The organism is Nocardia sp. CY15, assembly GCF_009829295.1.
Taxonomy (GTDB): Bacteria; Actinomycetota; Actinomycetes; order Mycobacteriales; family Mycobacteriaceae; genus Nocardia; species Nocardia sputi.
Genome location: NZ_VUOT01000007.1, coordinates 179,408 through 196,214, shown reverse-complemented (window position 1 = coordinate 196,214; position 16,807 = coordinate 179,408). Strand labels below are relative to the sequence as shown.

Sequence of the window (16,807 nt, the reverse complement as noted above, 5' to 3'; positions counted from 1 at the left end):
TCTACGATGTCGCCCCGGTAGCGCGACGCGCCGTCCGGCATCGGTCCCGGCCCGGCTCGGCAAATCGATAAGACAGAAGTCGGCCGCAGAAGGCGCATTGTGGGCGAACAGCTGCGATGATGTCCGAGTGGCACGCGCAGAAGACCCGGACGATCGGAAGACTCGCGGCGGGCACGGCGACCGTAGACGACGCGATTCCCGGCACGGCGAGCAGGTGGTTCGTGCCGGAACGCTGCTGGTATCGGCCACCGAACTGGTCGAGCCGACCTTCCGGCGCACCGTCGTCTACATCATCGAGCACAACGAGGCGGGCAGTCTCGGCGTCGTGCTCAACCGCCCGAGCGACACGGCTGTGCACGAGGTGCTGCCGCGCTGGACGGAGGCGGCCGCGGCGCCGCGCACACTGTTCATCGGCGGCCCCGTGAAACGGGATGCCGCGCTGTGCCTGGGCACCGTCCGGGTCGGCGCGCAGATCGAGGGCGTCCCCGGACTGCGCCGCATCGACGGGCGCGTCGTCCTGGTCGACCTGGACGCCGATCCCGAGCGGGTCGGCCCGCTCGTCGAGGGCATCCGGATCTTCGCGGGCTACGCGGGCTGGACCTTCGGCCAGCTGGAAGGCGAGCTGGAGAACAACGACTGGATCGTGGTGTCGGCGTTGCCGTCCGATCCGATCAGCACCGGCCGTCCCGATCTGTGGGCGCACGTGCTGCGCCGCCAGCCGCTTCCGCTGTCCCTGCTGGCGACACACCCGATTGAACTCGAACGCAACTGAGAACGTGTACTCCTCGTAGGACCAAAAGGAGACACGACATGGGATACGACAACTGAACCGGCAAGCGCATGGGTGACTCATCGGGTGCACCCACACGCCGGCCCCGCAATCCGAGCGGAGAGGTATCCAGTTGTGCGCAAGACACGCGGCGGGATGAGCCAGCCTGACGACCAGTCCGAATTGATGCGGACTCTCTATCGCGAACACGCCACCCCACTGTGGCGGTACACGCTCGGCTTGGTGCGAGATCCGGGACGGGCAGAGGACATCGTGCAGGAAACATTGCTGCGGGCCTGGCAACGCCCCAACGTCTTGGATCAGTCCACCATGTCGGCGCGGGCGTGGCTGTTCACCGTGGCGCGCAATCTCGCCGTGGATGAGCACCGCAGCGCCCGCAGCAGGCGCGAGTTCCGCACCGACAATCCGCCCGAACGGGCGGCTCCGGACCAGTCCGACCGCGCACTGGACGGCTGGCTGGTCGCCGACGCTCTCGGCAGGCTCAGCGCCGACCACCGCGAGGTGATCGTGCGGGCCTACTACCGGGGGCTGTCCACCCACCAGATCGCCGAGGAACTCGACGTCCCGGCGGGCACGGTGAAGTCACGGATGCACTACGGTATGCGCGCGTTGCGCCTGGCACTACAGGAGATGGGGGTGACGAATCAATGACGGACATCACCGACGACTACACCACGTGGGACGCCCCGTACGTGCTCGGCTCCCTCACCCGCGACGAGCGCCTGCGATACGAGAGCCATCTCGCCAGCTGCCCCGACTGCCGGGCGGCCGTGGGAGAACTCGCGGGCCTGCCGGGCATGCTCGCTCTCGTGGAGACCGAAGTCGCGACCGCGATGATCGAGTCGCGGGCGGGCGAGGTCCCGGATTCGGCTCCACCGCCGATGCCGCCGCTCCCGCCACCACCGCGGCTCGCCGACGCGGCCGAACGGAGGCGCCGCCGCAGCGGGTGGACCTCGGTCGGCATCGCGGTGGCCTCGGCCGCGGCGGCGGCGGCGATCGCGGTCCCCATCGCGGTCTCGGTGTCCGGGTCGGACGGCGCACCGGACCCGGGAACCAGTGAGCAGGCGTTCGTCGAACGTCAGATGAATCCGCTGGAGCCGACGCCGGTCTCGGCGAGCTTCAAACTCCTTCCGGCCGACGGCGACCGGACCCGCGTCGTGATGTCCTGCAGCTATCCGCCGGGCGAGCAGTTGCGCTACGACTGGAACCTCGCGCTGTACGTCACCCGCGCCGACGGGCAGCAGCAGCAACTCGACCAATGGCCCGCGGGCCCCGGCACCGAGCTGACCATCGACCGGACCATCGACGGCCCGCCCGACCAGGTCCGCTCGGTCGAGATCCGCGCGGCGAACTCCGGGAAGGTGCTGCTCGTCGGCACGGTCTGACCGGTTGAACGACCTCCGGGGCATTGTCCGCGGGGGTCGTCGGTCCGGCACCTGACGCTCGGGGCGCGCGCGGCGGCTAGATGTCCAAGTCCTCGATCTTCGGCCCCTCGGCCAGGTCCACCACCCGCCGATAGAGCATGTCGGGCAACTGCCCCTTCAACTCGTCGAGCGAATCCACGACGACGAAGATGAACTCACCCCAGTCCTGCTGCCCGAGACCGAGCAGGCGCCGCCAGCTTTTCGGGTCCTTCCAGTCCTTGAGCCAGCTCGTACCGGCGTCGGCGGGGTATTCGTCCCAATTCGAATACTGAGCGTGCATCACGTACTTGCCCTTGCGCGTGCGATAGACCCGGACATGCTCGATCCGCGTATCGTTGACATCGCGCCACTCTCCGAGCAGGGTGCCGGAGAAGCGCACCTGTCGGACACCATCGCGACCGACCCCGAGCACGACCTCGTCGTAGCCTTCCAGCCGGCCCTCCTCGAGTTCGATGAACCGGCGCAGTGCCGTGACCACCGCCCCCGAGAGGTTGCCGCCGACGAGTTCCTGCGCACGCTGGAAGAGCGGCAGGTCGTCATCGGCAACATAGATCGTCTTGTTGGGCATGCCCCAACTATACGTAGATGTATACGTACACGCAAGCACGGCGGTATCGCCCGCTGATCACCCGTTGAACCGTTCGGCGGCCGACTCCGTATCACTCATATACGCAGTCGAGTTTTCGTCAGCGGGGAAGGAGTGCCGATGCGGACTCGGGTCGTGGATTATCTGGTGCGAGCGGCTTCGACGCTGGGGGTGCGGCACATCTTCGGGGTGGACGGCGCCAATATCGAGGATCTGTACGACGCGATCTTCGACGCGCCGGGCGACGTGACGGGGGTGGTCGCCAAACACGAGTTCTCCGCGGCCACGATGGCCGACGGCTACGCCCGCACCACCGGCGGATTCGGCGTGGTCGCGGCGACCTCCGGCGGTGGCGCGATGAATCTGGTCGCCGGACTCGCCGAATCGTTCGCATCGCGAGTGCCCGTACTCGCGTTGGTCGGGCAGCCCCCGACCGCCTTGGAGGGCAGCGGCGCGTTCCAGGACACCAGCGGACGCGCGGGCGCCATCGACGCCGTCCGCCTCTTCGGTGCGGTCAGCACCTATTGCGCGCGGGTGGAGAACGCCGCCGACCTGCCCGATCAGCTCGACAGGGCGGTGACTGCGGCTCGGCGCGGCGGGCCGGCGGTACTGCTGCTGCCCAAAGACGTACAGCAAGCCGATATGGGCGAGGTGGAGCCATTCCGTCCCAGCCCTAGGACGCATCGGTCCGATCACGCGGGAATCGCCCGCGTGCGCGCCGCGCTCACCACTGCCCGGCACACCGGGAAGATCGTGATCGTCGCGGGCGATCAGGTCGCGCGCGACGACGCTCGCGCCGAGCTGGCTCGCCTGGCCGCCGCACTGGACGCCGCCGTGGGTGTCGCGCCGGACGCGAAGGACACCTATGACAACACCGATCCCGCTTTCTGCGGTGTCACGGGCAGCATGGGTCATCCCGAACTGGCCGCGGCCATCCGGTCCTCGGCGCTGTGCCTGCTGATCGGCACCCGATTGCCGGTCCCCACCCGCGCCGGCTTGGAGACTTCGCTCGCCGAGTGCACGGTGGCGAGCATCGGCGTGGCGCCGCCGTACCTGCCCGCCATCCACGCGACCAGTACCGATCTCTCCCGCACGCTCGCCGGCCTCGCCGACGAACTGGATGACGACAGCGCCGGATCCGAACGCGTCCGCGCGGCGCGACCGCCGACTGTCCTCCGCGTGCCGACCTCCTCCGGTCCCGGCCTGCGTTACCGGGATCTCGTCGAGACGATCGACGCCGCGTTGCCGGAAGGCACCGACGTCTTCGCCGACGCAGGCAATACCGGCGCGGCCGTCGTGCACCATCTCCAAGTCCCACGGGACGGACGGTTCGTGGTCGCGCTCGGCATGGGCGGGATGGGTTACGCGTTCGGCGCGGGCATCGGATCCGCGTTCGCGCGGCACGCGCGGACGGACGGCGTACGGCGCACGGTGGTCATCGCCGGGGACGGCGCGTTCTACATGCACGGCATGGAGCTGCACACCGCGATCGAGCATGCCCTGCCGGTCACCTTCGTCGTGCTGAACAACAACGCGCATGCGATGTGCGTGACCAGGGAGCAGCTGTACTACCGGGACCGCTACAGCTTCAACCGATTCCGTCCGGCCTATCTCGGGGCGGGCGTCGCCGCGATGTTCCCCGAACTGCCCGCGTTCTCGGTGCACACCGTCGGTGATCTCGCCGCCGCGCTACACCACTGCCTGGAGATCGAAGGGCCGTCGTTCCTTTCGATCGAATGCGACCCCGACGAGGTCCCTCCGTTCCTGCCGTTCCTGACCACCATCGAGCAATCCAGGAACCCCGGATGAACACCCGCTTCGCCGGCAACGGTGCCGCGCCCATGCCAGCCAAGAGGAGTATCACCATGACCACCAGTTCTGCCCCCGCCCTCGGTGACATTCCGGAAGGAGGGTTGCCGGGTGTGCTGCGCATCGAGAACTCCGACAAGGACGCGACCGAGCCGATCATCATCGACATGCTTCGGTCGGTGTATCCGCACGACCAGATCTACGGCGAATACTGTCCGGTGCAGGGATACATCGAGGCGCCGCCGCGAGAGGTCTACGAATACCTCGCCGACCCCCGGTCGATGGAGGAGTGGACCTACGGCCTGCGCGGGTTTGTCGAGACCGACGAACCAGGACTGTGGCTGGCCTACGACCGGCTCGGCGCGGAGACCAAGATCTACACCCGTACCGTCGCGAACCCCGACGCGATGACGGTCGACTACCACTGCGCGTGGGACCAGTCGAAACACCTGTGGATGATCTACCTGCTGCGCGTGATCGATGCGCAGGTGGTGTTCGACAGGCCGGGTTCGGTGGTGCTCTGGGTGAACTGCAAGCACCCCTTCTATGACAACAACCCCTTCCCCGAGACCGCGCCACCGGAGCGGCCGGAGTGGGTCGGCGACTTCTGGGAGATGTTCTCGGCGGGTCACCAGCTGGAGATGGACAACCTCAAGGCCATCTGCGAGTACCGGGCCGCGCACGGCCTGCCCGTCAAGCCCGACTGGATGAAGTGAGACGCCCGTGAACACCCCCATGCACCAGAACATGCCCGGCCTGCCGCCGGTCAGTCTCGTCGACGTGGCGAGCTACCTGCCCGGCGAGCCGGTCGGCACCGAGTACTTCACTCAGTTCGCGCGCTCGGACCGGATGGCGAAGAACGTCATGTTCCGCGCACCCAAAGGCCGCCATCACGCGGCGCGCGACGAGACCGCGGTGGACATGGTCGAACGCGCTGTCGCGCCGCTGATCGAACGCAACGGCGCCGACGCCATCGCCGAGGTCGACGTTCTGATCACCCACACCCAGCTGCCGGACAATCCGGTGCTCGGCTGCGGGCCCGAGGTCGCGCGACGGCTCGGTATCCGTCCCTCGTTCGTCTACGACGTGCACAACAGCGGGTGCGCGGCGTTCGTGCACATGATGGCGATGGCCCGGATGATCCTGCAGAGCACCTCCGCCCGCACCGCGCTGATCGCGGCGACCCAGAACTGCGCGGGATCGGTGTTCACCCAGACCGAGATCCGCAAGCTGGCCCAGGCGCCGGTACCCGGCGACGGCTGCGGTGTGGGACTGCTCCGCAAGGACGACAGCGCGCCGATTCTCGACATCGAATGCCGTACCTATCCCGAATTCGCCGGCGACATGGCGTTTTCCACCCATGGCGTGCGCAAGTACTGGGAGCCGGGCGAGGGCCAGGCCAGCGTCAGCTTCACCGAGTCCAAGGTCGCCAAGGTGTTCTCCCGCGGCAACCGGCTGGTTCCGGAAGTGGCTCTCGCGGTGTGCGATCGGATCGGCGTGCGGGGACGTGACGTCGACACGTTCGTCACCAACCAACCCAACCGGCTGTTCCTGCGCAACTGGCACGACGCGCTGGAGCTTCCGCCGCAGCGGCATCCCGACACCTTCGACTCCTGCGGGAATCTGTTCGCCGCCGGTATCCCGGTGACCCTGGACGTGGAGAACCGGGCGGGACGGCTACCCAACGGATCGCTGGTTTTGATGGCGGCGTTCGCGCACGCGGGCGACTTCGCGGGCGCGGCCGCCGTCCGCTGGGGAGCGGCGCGATGAGCGTGCACGTCATCGACGGCACCCGGCCCTCCACCCGCCGGACGACCCGGGTGCCGCCCCGATTCGACCTCTCCCTGAGCGAAAATCCGTTCCCACCGCTGCCTTCGGTGCTGCGGGCCGTGCACATGACGCTCGCTCAGGCCAACCGGTACCCGGAGTTCCTCCCGCGGCGGCTGCCGACGCTGATCGCGGGCCACGTGGGCGTGCGGGCGGAGCAGATCGTGGTCGGTTCGGGCGCGACCGGCGTGGCGCTGCAGATCATGCAGACGTTGACCACGCCGGGAGCGGAGATCGTCTACAGCTCGCCGACATTCGACGGGTACCCGATCATGGCCGAGATGACCGGCCTCACGGCCGTGCCGGTGCCGCTGGACCCGACAGGCAAGCAGGACCTGCGGGCGATGCGCCGCGCCATCAACCGGCGAACCGCCCTGGTAGTGGTGTGCCGTCCGCACAACCCCACCGGAACGGTGATTCCGGCGGACGAGCTGAAAGCATTCCTGTCCGACGTGCCGACCCGCGTTCCGGTGATCCTGGACGAGGCATACGTCGAATTCCTCGGCGCCGCAGAACACGCCGACCCGCTGGCGCTGATCGCGAAGCATCCCGATCTGCTGATTGTGCGCACCTTCTCGAAGGCGTATGGCTTGGCAGGTCTGCGCATCGGCTACGCCGTCGGCCGAGCCGAGCTGATCGCGCGCGTCAACCGGCTGCAACTTCCTTTCGGGGTGGGCGCGGCGGCGGTGGCCGCGGTCGCGGCTTCCTACGCCGCCGAACCAGAACTCGCCGCACGAACCCTTCGCATCACCGAGCAGCGAGACGCGCTCCGCGGCGCGCTACTGGCTCGCGGGTACGCGATACCGGAGAGCCACGCCAACTTCCTGTACGTCCCCGGCCCCGGCGCTACCACCGCCCTGCGCCGCGCGGGCATAGCCGCGAAGTCCTATCCCGACGGCAGTGCCCGGATCGCCGTCGGTGACCTCTCCGCCGACCATGCGGTCCTCCAAGCCCTCTCGACACGCACTCCTTGACCGGGGTTGGACGACAGTTCTTCACACTCCAGGCGCATATGCGCCAGACTCCCGTGCGCGCGCGTTCGCCGTTTGAGCAGCCAGGCATGAGGTGGTTCGATCGTGAAGGTGTGGCGCGAATTCGAGGCCAACGCGGCGCCTGCCCGAGGGACGGCGAGTCGTGTGCTGTTCCGGTTCGCCGTGGGGCGGTGGGCGTTCATCCTGCGTCAAACGGTCATCGAGCCCGGCGGCAGCAGCGGATGGCACTATCACGACGGGACACTGTTCGTGCTGGTCGCACGGGGGACCCTCGATCATCCGGGCGCGGATTGCGCGCCGGTCACCTACCGGCACCTGCGAGTCTTCCGTGAACCGAGTGGTCCGCGCTATCCACACGTGGCGCGCAACCTCGGGCCGGTGCCGGTACTGCTTTGCGTGCTCTACGTCACCCCGGTCGGCAGCCCGCTGTCACGCGGTGTCACGCCGCCGGAGTGCGCGCGAGACGCGGAGTGAACGCCCGCGCGCTCGAACCGGACCAGGCCCGGCCGATCAGCGTCAGCCCGCGGGCTGGCAGGCGTCGCGGAGTGAGCAGGCGCCACAAGAGTTACCGCATCCGCCGGTAGCGGGCGGCGGGGCGATGGCTTCGGCCGCCTGCGCGGCGGCATTCGCGCCCGCGCCGAGGGTGAACAGCGCTATCACGGCGGCTCCAGCCGCGACCACGAGTCCGGCGATCCCGCCCGCGACCAGCGCGACGAGGCCACCGGCGAACAGCAGCGCCCCCGCCCCGATCGAGGTGGGAGCGGCGACACGGTTGGCGACGCGGAACGTCTCGTCGGTGGACAACGCGGCCTCGGTGTGGACCCCGAAGAAACGATTGCGGGGCAACCGGCCGATCAGTCCGAGTGCGCCGGTTGTGACGGCCACGACAGCCGACACGAACAGGACGAGAGCGACGACGAACACCCATGCAGGCTAGCGCATCGGTGCCGACCGGCCACCGACGGGCGGCCCGTCGGCGAACCGGCCGGAAGTCCAGGCCAGCCCGATTTCCGGTCCAGCCGAGGGGACGTTCTACCCTGATAGACGAAGTTTGTCGGGGATCGGCGACCACAAGAAGGCAGGACCGTGCAAGACACACGCGTAACCGAAAGCGATGTACCAGAGCACCGGTACAACGCGGAGCTTGCCGGCCGCATCGAGCGCCGGTGGCAGCGGACGTGGGACGAACGCGGAACCTTCCACGCACCGAACCCGGTGGGCCCGCTGGCCGGCCCGACTCCCCCGGACAAGCTGTTCATCCAGGACATGTTCCCGTACCCGTCCGGCGCGGGCCTGCACGTCGGGCACCCGCTCGGCTACATCGCCACCGACGTCTTCGCGCGCTATCACCGCATGCACGGCCGCAACGTGCTGCACGCTCTCGGCTACGACGCCTTCGGCCTGCCCGCCGAGCAGTACGCGGTGCAGACCGGCGCGCACCCGCGCGACACCACCGAGTCGAACATCGCCACGATGCAGCGCCAGCTCGACCGGCTGGGGCTCGGGCACGACCGGCGCCGCTCGTTCGCGACCACCGATCCCGAGTACTACCGCTGGACCCAATGGATCTTCCTGCGCATCTACAACGCCTGGTACGACCAGGAAGCCGATCGCGCCCGCCCGATCGCCGAGCTGGAGGCCCAATTCGCCTCCGGGGCACGGCCGGTTCCGGACGGCCGGGACTGGGCAACGCTGAGCACGGCCGAGCGTGGCGCGTTGCTGGACTCGTATCGACTGGTGTACCAGACCGATTCGGTCGTCAATTGGTGTCCCGGTCTGGGCACCGTGCTGGCCAACGAAGAAGTCACCGCCGACGGCCGCAGCGAACGCGGCAACTTCCCGGTGTTCCGTAAGCGGCTGCGGCAGTGGATGATGCGCATCACCGCCTATTCCGATCGGCTGGTCGACGACCTGGACCGATTGGACTGGCCGGACAACGTGAAGGCCATGCAGCGCAACTGGATCGGGCGATCCCGCGGCGCGCAGGTGAAGTTCGACGCCGACGGCGAGCAGATCGAGGTCTTCACCACCCGGCCCGACACCCTCTTCGGCGCCACCTATGTCGTGCTCGCCCCGGAACACGCGCTGGTCGACAAGCTGACCGCGGCCGCGTGGCCGGAGAGCACCGACTCCCGCTGGACCAATCACGGCGCCGCCACACCGGCAGACGCGGTCGCGGCCTACCGCAAGTCGATCGCCGCCAAATCGGATCTGGAGCGTCAGGAGAACAAGGAGAAGACCGGCGTCTTCCTCGGCACCTACGCGACCAACCCGGCCAACGGCAAGGCGGTGCCGATCTTCATCGCCGACTACGTGCTCAGCGGCTACGGCACCGGCGCCATCATGGCCGTGCCCGGACACGACCACCGTGACTGGGAGTTCGCCTCCGCTCTCGGGCTGCCGATCGTCGAGGTGATCAGCGGCGGCGACCTGGACAGCGGGGCGCACGCCGGCGAAGGCACGCTGGTGAACTCGGACTACCTCGACGGGATGTCCGTCGAGGATGCCAAGGCGGCGATGATCGCCCGGCTGCAAACCGACGGGCACGGCACCGGCACCATCCAGTACAAGCTGCGCGATTGGCTGTTCGCCCGCCAGCGCTACTGGGGCGAGCCGTTCCCGATCGTGTACGACGAGCACGGCGCACCCCACGCGCTGCCGGAATCCATGCTGCCGGTGCGGCTTCCGGAGCTGGACGACTTCGCGCCGGTGACCTTCGATCCGGACGACGCGAACTCCGAACCGTCCCCGCCGCTGGCCAAGGCCACCGACTGGGTCGAAGTCGAGCTGGATCTGGGCGACGGGCCGAAGCGGTACCGCCGCGACACCAACGTCATGCCGCAGTGGGCGGGCAGCTCCTGGTACGAGATCCGCTACGCCGATCCGACGAACGCGGAGAAGTTCTGCGCGGAGGAGAACGAGGCCTACTGGCTGGGTCCGCGTCCCGCCGAACACGGCCCGAACGACCCGGGCGGCGTCGACCTGTACGTCGGCGGCGTCGAGCACGCGGTGCTGCACCTGCTGTACGCCCGGTTCTGGCAAAAAGTGCTGTTCGACCTGGGTGACGTCAGCGCGTCCGAGCCGTACCGGCGGCTGTTCAACCAGGGTTACATCCAGGCGCACGCCTACACCGACTCACGTGGCGCGTACGTGCCCGCCGCGGAGGTGGTGGAGCGCGAGGGCAAGTTCTTCTGGACCGACGCCACCGGAACCGAGATCGAGGTGTTCCAGGAGTACGGCAAGATCGGGAAGTCGCTGAAGAACGCCATCTCCCCGGACGAGATGTGCGATCTGTACGGCGCGGACACCTTCCGCTTCTACGAGATGGCGATGGGGCCGCTGGACACCTCGCGGCCGTGGGCCACCAAGGACGTCGTCGGCGCGCACCGGTTCCTGCAGCGGATATGGCGTCTGGTGGTGCAGGAGGAGACCGGCGCGCTGCGGGTCACCGACGCCGCGCCGGCCGAGGAGACGCTGCGCCTGCTGCACAAGACGATCGCGGGTGTGGACGAGGATCTCGCCGCACTGCGCGACAACACGGCTGGCGCCAAACTGATCGAGCTGACCAACCACCTGACCAAGAGCTACCCGGACGGCGCGCCCCGCTCGGTGGTGGAGCCGCTGGTGCTGATGTTGGCGCCGTTGGCCCCGCACATCGCCGAGGAACTGTGGGAACGCCTGGGGCACACCGAATCTCTGGCGCACGGCCCGTTCCCGGTCGCGGATCCCGCGCTGCTGGTGGAGGAATCGGTGGAGTACCCGATTCAGGTGAACGGCAAGGTGCGCAGCCGGGTCCGAGTGCCCGCGGATGCCGACAACGCGGCCATCGAGGCCGCCGCGCTGGCGGACGAGAAGATCGCCGCGCTGCTCAACGGTGCGGCGCCGCGCAAGCTGATCGTGGTGCCCGGGCGGCTGATCAATATCGTCGCCTGAGGCGTTCCGGTCACCGTGAGCGGCGTGCCCGCGGTGACCGGATCGGCAGCGTTCGTCCGCACGCGAACCCGCTTGTCCGCTCGAACCTCCGCAACGGGGAGCGGCGGAACCCGGACTCGCATCGGGCGTTCACAGGCCGCGACGGTGAGCCGACCTCGCACCGCCGCCCAGTTCGGCGCGCGCCCGTGGACGGAAGCCTGGTGGCGTCGGTGTTCAGTACGGCCGGAGTACGACCTCGGTGGGGTGCGCGTCGCGCGGGGTGTCGATGGCGCAACGCACCGCGTAAGCCACCGTCTCGGGTGTGAGGAACTCCTCGGCCCGGTACTCACGCCCCTCGCCCGCGATGATCTCCCGCTGCATGTCGGTGTCGATGCGCCCCGGATGGATCGAGGTCACCCGCAGTCGCGGCTCCTCGAGCCGCAACGCGTCACCGAAAGCGCGCAGCCCGAACTTGCTCGCCGCGTACGAGGCCCAGCCCGCGTTCGCGCGCAACCCCGCGCCGGAGTTGATCAGCACCACGTGGCCATCGCCCGCCCGCAGCGCGGGCAGCAGCAACCTGGTGAGCTCGGCGACCGCGATCAGATTGGCTTCCAACGTATTCCGCCACTGCTCGACGGTGGATTCCGCGATGGTGCCGAGGTCGGCGATGCCCGCGTTGTGCACCAGCACGTTCAGGTTGCGAATCGGCGCGACCGCATCGGCCAGGGCCTGGTAATCGGTCAACTCGACCGGCCAGCCCTGCGCACCGGGCAACTCCGCCAGGACGCCGCGCAGCGACTCCCCCGATCGCGCACCGAGCAGCAGGTCGTGCGTGGGTGCGAGTTCGCGGGCGATCGCGGCGCCGAGGCCGCGGCTGGCGCCGGTGATCAACGCGGTCGGTTTCGGGGTCGCGGCGGAAGTCATGGGCCCCACCGTAACCAGGTGCGTGAGTAAGGCGTAAAAACCGGTAGCACTGGACGAATGACTAGCGATGCGGGCTAAATCGACCGAGAATCTCGAGCAACCAATCAGGGACGGGGCATTCGAGAGTGAGAACCGCCGAACACGATCCGGCCACGGGCCGAGGGGATGGGGCCGAAACGGACACCGCTGAGCGGGCATATCTGCGGGTGACATCGCAGAATAGGGGGATGGCGCATCCGGGCTTCACCCCCACCCAGCTCGCGGCCCGTGCTGCCTACCTGCTGCGCGGCAACGACCTGGGCACGATGACCAGCGCGGCGCCACGGCTGTACCCGCACATGTGGAGCTGGGACGCGGCCTTCGTCGCGGTCGGGCTGGCGCCGCTGAGCGTGGAGCGGGCGGTGGTCGAGCTGGACACTCTGCTCTCGGCGCAGTGGAAGAACGGCATGATCCCGCACATCGTCTTCGCCAACGGCGTGGACGGTTACTTTCCCGGCCCGGCCCGGTGGGAATGCCGGAAGCTGGCGATCAACGCGCCGGACGGCCCGGACACCTCGGGGATCACCCAGCCGCCGGTGCACGCCATCGCGGTACAGCGGATTCTCGACCACTCGCGCAGGCACGGCCGCAGTACCAGGGCGGTGGCCGAGGAGTTCCTCAACCGGCGCTGGCCGGACCTGGTGCGCTGGCACCGCTGGCTGGCGCACGCCCGCGATCCCAAGGAGACCGGCCGCATCACGCTGTATCACGGCTGGGAGTCCGGCATGGACAACTCGCCGCGCTGGGATCGCGCCTACGAGCACGTGGTCCCCGGCGACCTGCCGCCTTATCGCCGCGAGGACGTGCTGGTGGTCTCCGATCCGAGCCAGCGGCCCACCGATCGCGAGTACGACCGCTACCTGTGGCTGGTCGAGCAGATGCGTCGCGCCGGCTACGACGACTATCAGCTCGCCTCCACCATGAGCTTCGCGGTCGAGGACGTGTTCGTCACCGGGATCTTCGCGCTGGCCTGCGAAGTCCTGGCCAATATCGGTGAAGAGTACAAGCAGCCCCACGCCGACGTACGCGATCTCCACGCGTGGGCCGACCGGTTCCGCGCGGGCGTCGTCGCGACGGCCGACGCCCGCACGGGCGCTGCCCGTGACTTCGACGTGCGGTTACAGCGGTGGATCAACACCGAGACGCTCTCGATGTTCGCGCCGCTGCTGTGTGGCGGCCTGCCCCGCGACACCGAGCGCAGCTTGCTGCGATTGTTCGAAGGCCCGCGCTTCTGCGGGCACCCGGATCTGCGCTATGCGCTGCCGCCTTCGACTTCGCCGGTGTCCAAGGACTTCCGTTCCCGGGAGTACTGGCGCGGCCCGGTATGGCCGGTGATGAGCTGGCTGTTCTCCTGGGTCTTCGCCAGGCGCGGTTGGGCCGAGCGCTCGTTCATGCTGCGTGCCGAGGGCCTGCGCCAGGCCAGCGACGGCAGCTTCGCCGAGTACTACGAGCCGTTCACCGGCGAACCACTCGGCAGCATGCAGCAGTCGTGGACGGCGGCGTCGGTCCTGGATTGGCTCGGGTGACGGACTCCGGACAGTTCTGACACCCCGTCGACCACACGGATCACAGTGGTCACAGTTAGAGCAAAAAGCTATCGTCGTTCGGCATGGACACCTGGCGATCGACCCTCCGCGGCACGGCGCTGTCGCTGATCACGCTGTCCGGCATCCTCACCGCCACGCTGCCCGCGAACGCCGCGCCGACCGGACCGGACGTCTCCTCCTGGCAGCACACCGACGGACGCCTGATCGACTGGTTCGCGGTCAAGCGTTCCGGCCACGACTTCGCCATGGTCAAGGCCACCGAAGGGCTCGGCTACATCAATCCCTACTTCGTGCCCGACAGCCTGTTGATGCGCGCGGCGGGCATGGCGCGCGGCACCTACCACTACGCCCGGCCCAACCTGCCGCCGGAACCGCAGGCCGCGATGTACGCGGCGGTGGCGCTCGGGCAGAACGGGCCGCTCGACCTGCCGCCGGTGCTGGACCTGGAGGACTCCGGGGGACTCGGGCCGGCCGCCCTGATCGACTGGACCCGCCGCTATCTCAGCACCGTGCAAGCACTCACCGGCCGTGTCCCGATCGTCTACACCTATCCCAACTTCTGGCGCACCGCGATGGCCGACACCGCCGAGTTCGCCGGATATCCCCTGTGGATCGCCGACTATCGCGGCAACGACCGACCCGAAGTCCCCGGCGGCTGGAGCACCTGGACGTTCTGGCAGACCACCGACCGCGGCGCCATCCCCGGCATAGCGGGCCGCGTCGACCTCAACGTCTACAGCGGAGCCCAGGGCGATTTCGCCCGATACGCGAACATGGGAGGGAGTGGAGCCGCTACCCGCCCAGTCGAGTAGCGGCTCCACCCGTGGGGAGAGCCGCGGGTGGTGGTCGGCCTGGTTACAGGAGGCCGGTGGCGCGGCGGCTGCGGTCTCAGGCCCCGATGCGCCCGCCCGCCTTCTTCCACACCGCCACGACCGAGGGGCGGGGCTGGGCTGTGCCGCCGTCGGGCCAGTGCGACAGGGGATTGTCGGGCGTGGCGTCGTCGGCCTCGCCGGGGTGCTGCACGCACACGATCACTCGCGATTCGGTGACCACCGGGCCGCAGGTCTCCGCACCACGGGGGACAGTGAGGAACTGTTTGGTCTGGCCGCGGTTCGGCCCGTCGAGCACCACCGCGAACAAGCCGTCGTTCGACTTCAGCGCGTTGCCGTCGGTGGAGATCCACAGGTTGCCGTACGGGTCGAAGGCCAGGTTGTCCGGGCAGGAGATCGGGCTGACTGCGGACTTGTCGTATCCCGCGAAGTAGGTATCGGCGGCCGCCGGATCGCCGCAGACCAGCAGCAGCGACCAGGTGAACGCGGTACCGGTGTGGTCGTCGTCGATCTCCAGGATCTGGCCGTTCTTGTTGAGCTTGCGCGGGTTCGCCTCGTCCGGCCCCTGCTTGCCTTCCGCGCCGCGGTTGTCGTTGTTGGTCAGCGCCACGTACACCTTCCCGGTGTAGGGGTTGGCCTCGAAGTCCTCCGGGCGGTCCATCTTGGTCGCGCCCACCTTGTCGGCGGCCAGGCGGGTGAAGACCGCGACCTCTTCCGCGCTCATCCCCTCGACCAGCGACTTGCCCTTGCCGTCCGCGCCGGTTTCCAGCAGCGGGATCCACTGGCCGGTACCGGTGAAGCCCTTGTCCGACGGCTTCGCGCCGGTGCCGTCGATCTTGTCCGGATGGTCGCCGGTGAGCTTGGCGACGTACAGGGTGCCCGCGTCCAGGATGGTCAGGTTGTCCCGCATGCTGGCCGCGCCGGTGCCCGGCTGGATCTTGCGCGAGGACACGAACTTGTACATGTAGTCGAACTTCTCGTCGTCCCCGGTATAGGAGACGACGTCACCGTTCTTCGTGACGTAGATGTTGGCGCCCTCGTGCTTGAGCCGCCCCATCGCGGAGTGCTTGATCGGCGTCGAGTTCGGATCCCACGGGTCGACCTCGACCACGTAACCGAATCGGTTGGCCTCGTTGGGTTCCTGGGCCAGGTCGAAACGCTTGTCCGCACGCTCCCACAAGTTGGCGGTCTTGCCGGTGGGGAACCCGTAGCGCTTGATCCGCGCGGCGGCGACGGGGTCGGTCACCTTGTCGCCGTTGGCGAAGTAGCCGTTGAAGTTCTCCTCGCCGGAAAGCACGGTGCCCCAGGGCGTCATGCCACCGGAGCAGTTGGCGAACGTGCCCAGCACCTTGGTGCCGGTGGGGTCGGCCGAAGTCTTCACGAAGTCGCTGCCCGCGGCGGGACCGGTCAGCTTGAACTCGGTGGTCGCGGTGATCCTGCGGTTGTACCTGCCGAAGGCGGGGACCAGCTTGCCCGAGCCGGGTTCACCCTGGACCTCGACGACGGTCAAGCCATGGGCGGCCATGGTGACCGCGAGCTGCTCGTCGGTCGGCGCGTCCTTGTTGTAACCCCGGAACATATGCGGGCTGGTGGTGTACTCGTGATTGACCACGAGCAGGTATTTGTTGGCCTGGCCCTCGATCGGCAGCAGAGCGGCGAAATCGTTGTTGTAGCCGAACTGTTTCGCCTGCGCGGCGGCGGTCTGCTTGTCGAAGTCGAAGGCGGGCGCGTCCGGGAACAACGGATCGCCCCAGCGGATCACGACGGACTGCTCGTAGCCGTCCGGGATCACCACGGCGTCTTCGGTGTTAGGCGCGACGGCAGTGAAGTCGGTGCCGGTTCCGGGCGGGCCCGCAGGCTTTGTGGACACCGCGGCGGTCGGCTCGTCGTCGTCACCGCAGGCCGCCAGGACGCTGCCCGCACCGACCGCGAGCACGGCGGCCGCACCGCCCTTGATCAGCCCGCGCCGGTTCAGCGAGCTGACGATGTCACCGAAGTAGGCTCCCGCGGACGTGTTCGGCGCTTCGTGGAAGCACGCGTTCGCGCACTTGTACTCACAGGTGACCGCGGCGCGCGACGATTGTCCGTCGTGCTGAACGAATAGGGCGAGTGGCTGAAGACTCACGG

15 protein-coding genes are annotated in these 16,807 nt (G+C 68.5%); 11 read left to right on the top strand and 4 right to left on the bottom strand.

Features of this window, described 5'->3' with window-relative positions:
* Nucleotides 1-127: 127 nt before the first annotated feature.
* The 3 genes from GVY39_RS11895 to GVY39_RS11885 all read left to right on the top strand — a co-directional run bounded on the left by GVY39_RS11895 (nucleotide 128) and on the right by GVY39_RS11885 (nucleotide 2,175).
* Nucleotides 128-772 (top strand): YqgE/AlgH family protein, encoded by a 645-nt coding sequence (locus GVY39_RS11895; protein ID WP_159923303.1) that lies wholly within the window; start codon nucleotides 128-130, stop codon nucleotides 770-772.
* Between the two features lie 153 nt (nucleotides 773-925).
* Nucleotides 926-1,441, top strand: coding sequence for a sigma-70 family RNA polymerase sigma factor (locus tag GVY39_RS11890; protein ID WP_159923592.1), 516 nt, complete (start codon nucleotides 926-928; stop codon nucleotides 1,439-1,441).
* Entirely contained in the window at nucleotides 1,438-2,175 is a 738-nt protein-coding gene (locus GVY39_RS11885; RefSeq protein ID WP_159923305.1) for an anti-sigma factor, read from the top strand. Before GVY39_RS11890 ends, GVY39_RS11885 begins: the two co-directional genes overlap by 4 nt.
* 76 nt (nucleotides 2,176-2,251) lie before the next feature.
* Here GVY39_RS11885 and GVY39_RS11880 read toward each other — a convergent pair whose 3' ends face one another.
* On the bottom strand, nucleotides 2,252-2,782 hold the full coding sequence (locus GVY39_RS11880) for an EXLDI protein (protein WP_159923307.1): 531 nt from the start codon (nucleotides 2,780-2,782) through the stop codon (nucleotides 2,252-2,254).
* Between the two features lie 138 nt (nucleotides 2,783-2,920).
* Here GVY39_RS11880 and GVY39_RS11875 point away from each other — a divergent pair, with 138 nt between their 5' ends.
* From GVY39_RS11875 to GVY39_RS11855, 5 genes are all read left to right on the top strand, one after another.
* A complete protein-coding gene (locus GVY39_RS11875; protein ID WP_159923309.1) occupies nucleotides 2,921-4,609 on the top strand; it encodes a thiamine pyrophosphate-binding protein in 1,689 nt (562 codons plus the stop codon).
* A 56-nt stretch (nucleotides 4,610-4,665) separates the two neighbouring features.
* Nucleotides 4,666-5,325 carry an SRPBCC family protein gene (locus tag GVY39_RS11870; protein WP_159923311.1) on the top strand — a complete coding sequence of 220 codons (660 nt, stop codon included), beginning with the start codon at nucleotides 4,666-4,668 and terminating at the stop codon, nucleotides 5,323-5,325.
* 31 nt (nucleotides 5,326-5,356) lie between these two features.
* Nucleotides 5,357-6,379 carry a 3-oxoacyl-ACP synthase III family protein gene (locus GVY39_RS11865; protein ID WP_159923594.1) on the top strand — a complete coding sequence of 341 codons (1,023 nt, stop codon included), beginning with the start codon at nucleotides 5,357-5,359 and terminating at the stop codon, nucleotides 6,377-6,379.
* Entirely contained in the window at nucleotides 6,376-7,410 is a 1,035-nt protein-coding gene (locus tag GVY39_RS11860) for an aminotransferase class I/II-fold pyridoxal phosphate-dependent enzyme (RefSeq protein WP_159923313.1), read from the top strand. Before GVY39_RS11865 ends, GVY39_RS11860 begins: the two co-directional genes overlap by 4 nt.
* A 102-nt stretch (nucleotides 7,411-7,512) precedes the next feature.
* Nucleotides 7,513-7,902: a hypothetical protein gene (locus GVY39_RS11855; RefSeq protein ID WP_236565402.1), complete on the top strand. Its 390-nt coding sequence runs from the start codon at nucleotides 7,513-7,515 to the stop codon at nucleotides 7,900-7,902.
* A gap of 42 nt (nucleotides 7,903-7,944) precedes the next feature.
* Here the strand turns inward: GVY39_RS11855 and GVY39_RS11850 are convergent, their stop codons facing one another.
* Complete coding sequence (locus GVY39_RS11850) at nucleotides 7,945-8,352, bottom strand: SdpI family protein (protein ID WP_159923315.1); 408 nt, start codon at nucleotides 8,350-8,352, stop codon at nucleotides 7,945-7,947.
* A gap of 162 nt (nucleotides 8,353-8,514) precedes the next feature.
* Here GVY39_RS11850 and leuS point away from each other — a divergent pair, with 162 nt between their 5' ends.
* Nucleotides 8,515-11,361 (top strand): leucine--tRNA ligase, encoded by a 2,847-nt coding sequence (gene leuS, locus GVY39_RS11845; RefSeq protein ID WP_159923317.1) that lies wholly within the window; start codon nucleotides 8,515-8,517, stop codon nucleotides 11,359-11,361.
* Nucleotides 11,362-11,574: 213 nt separating this feature from the next.
* Here leuS and GVY39_RS11840 read toward each other — a convergent pair whose 3' ends face one another.
* Nucleotides 11,575-12,264, bottom strand: a complete 690-nt coding sequence (locus tag GVY39_RS11840; RefSeq protein WP_159923319.1) for an SDR family oxidoreductase — start codon at nucleotides 12,262-12,264, stop codon at nucleotides 11,575-11,577.
* A 227-nt stretch (nucleotides 12,265-12,491) separates the two neighbouring features.
* Here GVY39_RS11840 and GVY39_RS11835 point away from each other — a divergent pair, with 227 nt between their 5' ends.
* Together GVY39_RS11835 and GVY39_RS11830 are read left to right on the top strand one after the other, a co-directional pair.
* Nucleotides 12,492-13,829 carry a glycogen debranching protein gene (locus tag GVY39_RS11835; RefSeq protein WP_159923321.1) on the top strand — a complete coding sequence of 446 codons (1,338 nt, stop codon included), beginning with the start codon at nucleotides 12,492-12,494 and terminating at the stop codon, nucleotides 13,827-13,829.
* 83 nt (nucleotides 13,830-13,912) lie between these two features.
* Nucleotides 13,913-14,662 (top strand): glycoside hydrolase family 25 protein, encoded by a 750-nt coding sequence (locus GVY39_RS11830; protein WP_159923323.1) that lies wholly within the window; start codon nucleotides 13,913-13,915, stop codon nucleotides 14,660-14,662.
* Nucleotides 14,663-14,738: 76 nt separating this feature from the next.
* Here the strand turns inward: GVY39_RS11830 and GVY39_RS11825 are convergent, their stop codons facing one another.
* A complete protein-coding gene (locus GVY39_RS11825; RefSeq protein WP_159923325.1) occupies nucleotides 14,739-16,805 on the bottom strand; it encodes a PhoX family phosphatase in 2,067 nt (688 codons plus the stop codon).
* Nucleotides 16,806-16,807 lie beyond the last annotated feature (2 nt).